The organism is Tepidibacter formicigenes DSM 15518 (assembly GCF_900142235.1).
Lineage (GTDB): Bacteria > Bacillota > Clostridia > Peptostreptococcales > Peptostreptococcaceae > Tepidibacter > Tepidibacter formicigenes.
Map to the genome: position 1 here is coordinate 1 of NZ_FRAE01000100.1, position 5,744 is coordinate 5,744.

The 5,744-nt window shown below is 27.8% G+C and carries 5 protein-coding genes and 2 rRNA genes; all 7 read right to left on the bottom strand.

The window, feature by feature from the left end; all coding sequences use genetic code 11:
• Positions 1 to 244 (bottom strand): transposase zinc-binding domain-containing protein (locus BUA77_RS12470; protein WP_200773907.1); only part of this gene is annotated, 244 nt, incomplete at its 3' end.
• A gap of 120 nt (positions 245 to 364) precedes the next feature.
• On the bottom strand, positions 365 to 955 hold the full coding sequence (locus BUA77_RS12475) for an AAA family ATPase (RefSeq protein ID WP_072890776.1): 591 nt from the start codon (positions 953 to 955) through the stop codon (positions 365 to 367).
• A gap of 123 nt (positions 956 to 1,078) precedes the next feature.
• Positions 1,079 to 1,849: a patatin-like phospholipase family protein gene (locus tag BUA77_RS12480; protein WP_159428996.1), complete on the bottom strand. Its 771-nt coding sequence runs from the start codon at positions 1,847 to 1,849 to the stop codon at positions 1,079 to 1,081.
• Between the two features lie 10 nt (positions 1,850 to 1,859).
• Positions 1,860 to 3,158 (bottom strand): M18 family aminopeptidase, encoded by a 1,299-nt coding sequence (locus BUA77_RS14235; protein WP_072890781.1) that lies wholly within the window; start codon positions 3,156 to 3,158, stop codon positions 1,860 to 1,862.
• A 12-nt stretch (positions 3,159 to 3,170) separates the two neighbouring features.
• On the bottom strand, positions 3,171 to 5,339 hold the full coding sequence (gene pcrA, locus BUA77_RS14240; RefSeq protein ID WP_072890785.1) for a DNA helicase PcrA: 2,169 nt from the start codon (positions 5,337 to 5,339) through the stop codon (positions 3,171 to 3,173).
• A 111-nt stretch (positions 5,340 to 5,450) separates the two neighbouring features.
• Positions 5,451 to 5,567 (bottom strand): 5S ribosomal RNA (gene rrf, locus BUA77_RS12495).
• A 101-nt stretch (positions 5,568 to 5,668) separates the two neighbouring features.
• Positions 5,669 to 5,744: ribosomal RNA gene (locus BUA77_RS12500) — 23S ribosomal RNA — on the bottom strand; the annotation flags it as partial.

Consider the following 5,744-nt stretch of genomic DNA (forward strand, 5'->3'; position numbering starts at 1 on the left):
TAACGTAAATTCTCCCACATCTAGTGCAAAATTTACTTTTACATGTAAAGCCTACTCTCTTACTTTCCATGCATTCTAAACACATATACTCTGTATATCCCTTTTCTAGCCTCCCACAGTCCATTGCTTTTTCAACTGTTTCTATAACATCTGCCCTTATTACCTTCGGAATTCTTTTAATTTTTTTCTTTAAAAAGTTTTGCCAATTATCTTGCAATATTTTTTTTAATGTTACTTTAGTCATCTCTTCATCTCTCTTTTTTCAATACTTATACATATATTTTAGCAAGTTTTCCACAGATTTTGAAATTTTATAATTTCCTACTTAATATAAAAAAACTGCTTATTAAAAAAATAAGCAGTTTTACTTTGCTTCTTCAGCTAATTCTTTAGTTTCTATATATTCCAATCCCAACATTTCTAATATTTTTTTTGCTCTTTCTTTTGTACTTCCATTTACCTGCATAAAGTTAACATTTTCCGACTTTAAAAAAGTAAGTATAGCTTCATCTACTTGCTTTGCTAATTCTTCATCCTGCCATCTTACACCGTCTTGTACGTATCCAAATTCTCTTGGAAGAAATATTATATGATCATACTTAGGAATATCTTGTAATGCTAAAGAATATAAATCCTTTAATATTTCTGTTTCTTTCTTTGTTCTTTTTTTATTTCCAAGCATAAATCTTCCATAAATGTAAGGTACAAAAGTAGCATAATCAGTAAGGGCATAATCAAATTCTTCTAATTGATCTTCTAATCTTTTTTGTCCTAAATATATACCATATTGCTCCGCTATAGATTCAATCATACCTTTATCTCTTAAGTACTCTGTTGAATATTCAAGTGCATACCCTACATTTAATCCTGCTATTTTCATTTCTACATAAAGATGTTGTATTAAAGTTGTTTTGCCACATCTTGGGCCACCTAAAACTGCAATTCTCTTAGCCATCTATCTTCACTCCATAATTTCATTTTTTTGAGACGACTAATATATTATACTAATTTTTTGTGTATTATTCAACAAATTAACCTAAAATTTTTAATATTTCCAGTAATTTTGTTCGTTATTCATTTATATATATTTACTTATTTCATATCCTTCATTAAATAAATCACTACAAAAATCTTTTTCAAATCTTAAAGTATCATTAGGCTTCATATCTCTATTAGGTTCAATTATTATAATATCTTCTCTATTATAATAATCTAATATATATTCAGGTAAATTATAATCTTTTTTTAAAGATATTATAAATAGTTTATCTACTTTATTTTTTATAAAAGGAGAAAGCAAATTATTATTCAAAATTCCACCGTCTAGATTATATCCATCATAAACTCCATTTTCTACATCTTCTTTAAATTCATCAAATACTTTCTTTGAATCAAAGCTATTAAATACATCTTCAATAGTTATTTCTTTATTTATTCTACAAGGAAGAAGAGAGCTGTATTTTATATATTCTAAACCTTTATCTTTATTAACTTCAGATATATCAACTATAATTTCTTTTAAACTTCTATTATTTACATTAATATAATTAACATAAAAGCTTCTTATATTTTCGTCTTTCCCTTCAAGTTTCCTTAAATTGTTTATAAGTTGTGAATTATCTATAACTTTTCCACAAAACTTTTGCATTTTTAATTCTTCATTCTGTATATTCATCCACATTTCTTTTAGTTTATTTACATTTCTTGTGTATATACAATATCCATTAACAGCTCCAATAGATGTTCCTGAAACTACATTGAAATTTATTCCTTTTTCATAAAGGCCATATATTACTCCAGCATTAAATGCTCCTTTTGCTCCTCCTCCTGGTAAACAAAGTCCAAGCATAACAATCCCCCTAAACTTCATAAAATTTTAAAAAGCTTTTATATGCATAGTAATGATCTATTACTCCTCCTAGTTCTCTAATAGAGTGCATTGCTAAAATTGGCGTTCCTATATCAACTGATGGTATATCAAGATGAGTTGATGATATAGGCCCTATTGTTGAACCTCCTCTTTCATCAGATTTATTAACAAATTTTTGATAAGGAACATTAGCTTCCCTGCATATATTTTCATAAACACCTATAGAATAACTATCACTTGTATATTTATAATTAGAACTTATTTTAATAACTGGCCCTTTATTTATAATTGGTCTATTTGTAGGATCATGCTTTTGCGGTTTATTTGGATGAACTGGATGAGCCATGTCTGCTGAAATCATAAATGAACTATATATTCCTGTGAAAAAATCTTCTCTATCTTTTTTAAGAGATAAATTTATTCTCTCAAGTATATTCTTAAGCATAGGAGAATCTGCTCCTTGTCTTGTTGCACTCCCTATTTCCTCATTGTCAAACATCACAAATACATTAATCCCTTTTTTATTATTAGAATTTATAAAAGCATTAATACTTGCATGAGCCATGGCTAAATTATCAAGTCTAGATGATGAAATAAATTCTTCATTAATTCCTATTAAACTTCCCTTTTCATATTCATATAGAAACATATCAAAATCTAGTATATCTTCCATACATATATTTAACTCTTTAGCTATTTCTTTAATTAGAAAATTATCTTTTTCAAAGTTTTCATTTATCATCCCAAGTAGAGGAAGCATATCTACTTGCTTATTAAGTTCTATCCCACTGTTTACATTTCTATTCATGTGTATAGCTACATTAGGTATTATACATATAGGTTTATTTATATTAACTAAAACTTCTTTTGGTTTAAGTATATCATCACTCTTTAATGTAACTCTACCAGCTATAGATAAAGGTCTATCCATCCAAGTATTAAGTATTGGTCCTCCATATGTTTCTGTGTTTAATTTTAAATATGATTTTTCACTTATCATTTCTGGATTAGGCTTAACTCTAAAAGAAGGAGCATCACTGTGAGATGCTATTATTCTAAACCCTTCTTTTTCAATATTTTCAGAATTAACTATAAAAGCAGTAATTGCAGAAGAATTTTTAGTTACAAAATATTTTCCACCTTCTTTTATATCCCATTTTTCTCTAAGAGAAAGCTCTTTAAAGCCTTCTCCTTTTAATATTTCTTTACAGCTTTTTACTGCATGAAATGAAGTTGGACTATTACTAATAAATTCTATTAACTCCTTTGCAAACTCTTTTTCTTTCATATTCATTCCCCCTTATAAAACCTCTAAATTTACATATTCTAAGTTTATACTCTTTATTCCCTTATTTTCAAAAGCAATACTTACTGTAGAGCCTTTTTTAGATACAACAGTTCCAATACCAAAAGTAGGATGAGACACTTTAGAACCAAGGTTTACATCACTATTATCTACATTTTTTTGTACAGGTGATTTTATATATTTTTGCTTATATTTTTCAAGTAAATTATTCTGATGGCTAGTTTTACTCTTAGATTTATTTTTATTTAAGCTTTTCATACATTCTTTAGGAAGCTCATCTATAAATCTTGATATTCTAGAATAATTAGTTTTACCATAAATAGTTCTAACAGTTGCATGAGTTAAAAATAGCTTTTGCATGGCTCTTGTAATACCAACATAACAAAGTCTTCTCTCTTCCTCAAGTTCAACATCATCTGTCATAGCTCTAGATATAGGAAATATTCCTTCTTCCATTCCAGCTAAAAATACTACAGGAAATTCAAGTCCCTTTGCAGTGTGAAGAGTCATTAATGATACAAAGTTACTATCTTCATCAGAAGAATCCACATCAGATATAAGAGAAATAGTAGCTAAAAATGTTTCTAGGTCTTTTTCTTCACTAGTATTTTCAAATTCTAAAGCAACAGATAAAAATTCTTTTAAGTTTTCTATTCTAGTTTGATTTTCAACGCTTTGATCTTTTTCTAGTTCTTTAATATATCCTGTATTTTCTAAAACTTTTTCTATAAGCTTACTTACAGAATATATATCCTTCATAGCCATAAGAGATGACATGAGAGTTGTGAATTCATTTATTTTACTTTTAGCTCTAGTTGAAATATCAATATTATCAACATCAAGGATTGCAGAATATATACTTTCTCTTTTTAATAATGCTACATCTTCTATTTTCTCTAATGTTTTAAGTCCTATACCTCTTTTTGGTACATTAATTATTCTTTTCAAACTTATATCATCAACAGGATTTTGTATTACTCTTAAATAAGCTATTAAATCCTTTATTTCTTTTCTTTCATAGAATTTTATGCCTCCATATATTTTATATGGTATATTCTGTTTTATTAAAGCTTCCTCTAGTGCACGTGATTGAGCATTAGTTCTATATAAAATAGCAAAATCATTATAATTTCTATTATCATCTTTGCTTAATTTATTTATACTATGAGCTATAAAATCTCCTTCTTCTCTTTCATCACTAGCCTTAAATACTCTTATTTTTTCTCCCCCATTACTTTGTGTCCAAAGCTTTTTATTCTTTCTAGTTATATTATTAGCTATTACACAGTTCGCAGCATCAAGTATGGTTTGAGTCGATCTATAATTTTGCTCAAGCTTTACTACAAAAGCATCATCATAATCCTTTTCAAACTCTAAAATATTCTTTATATCTGCACCTCTCCAGCCGTAAATAGACTGATCATCATCACCAACAACACATAAATTTCTATACTTTTTAGCAAGCATATTTACAAGTTTATATTGAGCTCTGTTAGTATCTTGATACTCATCTACCATTATATATTTGAATTTTCTTTGATAAAAATCTAAAACCCCTTCATTTGTTTCTAGAAGCTCTATAGCTTTCATTATAAGATCATCAAAATCTAAAGCATTATTTCTCATAAGTCTTTCTTGATATAAAGAATATATTTTTGCTACATTACTCATTCTAAAATCATTTTCATGTATTTGCTTAAATTTCTTAGGAGATATTAATTTATCCTTAGCATCAGAAATATTATTAATTACAGTTTTAGGCTCGTACAATTTTTCATTTATATTAAGCTCCTTTATGCAATCCTTTATAAGAGTCATTTGATCAGGTCTATCATATATAACAAAACTTCTTGTATATCCTATCTTATCTATATCTTTTCTTAAAATTCTCACACAACAAGAGTGAAATGTACTTATCCACATATCATTTGCATCCGAACCTATAATTCCTTCTACTCTTTCCTTCATTTCATTTGCAGCTTTATTTGTAAATGTAATTGCAAGTATATTTGCAGGATGTATATTTAAATTTTTAATAAGATGAGCTATTCTATAAGTTAAAACTCTTGTTTTTCCAGAACCTGCTCCAGCAAGTATTAAAAGAGGTCCTTCAGTTTTAAGAACAGCTTCTTTTTGCATTGGATTTAATGTATCTAAATTCATATTTTTCCTCCTTATAAATTTAATCATAGATATATTTTAATTTAAAATGTATGAAACTTCAAATTTTAAAAATAAAATCTTAATAATTCTTTCAAAAAATAAAAAAAGATTACGTGGCTACGTCCTACTCTCCCAGGAGGCTACCCTCCAAGTACCATCGGCGCTAAGGAGCTTAACTTCTGTGTTCGGAATGGGAACAGGTGTATCCTCCTTGCTATTGTAACCACATAATCTTTTTTAAAAGTATTTAATACTTTCAAAACTGAACAGATTAAATTTAAGCAACGAAATTCGTTAGAATTCGTTGGCTCGATGCAATTTATTGCATTTTGGTCAAGTCCTCGACCTATTAGTATCCATAAGCTGAACTCATTACTGAGCTTACACCTTGGACCTATCAACCAG

What these genes read in the sequence shown, in the direction of transcription:
- BUA77_RS12475 (WP_072890776.1), bottom strand. Translation starts at nt 955, where the DNA reads ATGGCTAAGAGAATTGCAGTTTTAGGTGGCCCAAGATGTGGCAAAACA.
- BUA77_RS12480 (WP_159428996.1), bottom strand. Translation starts at nt 1,849, where the DNA reads ATGCTTGGACTTTGTTTACCAGGAGGAGGAGCAAAAGGAGCATTTAAT.
- BUA77_RS14235 (WP_072890781.1), bottom strand. Translation starts at nt 3,158, where the DNA reads ATGAAAGAAAAAGAGTTTGCAAAGGAGTTAATAGAATTTATTAGTAAT.
- pcrA (WP_072890785.1), bottom strand. Translation starts at nt 5,339, where the DNA reads ATGAATTTAGATACATTAAATCCAATGCAAAAAGAAGCTGTTCTTAAA.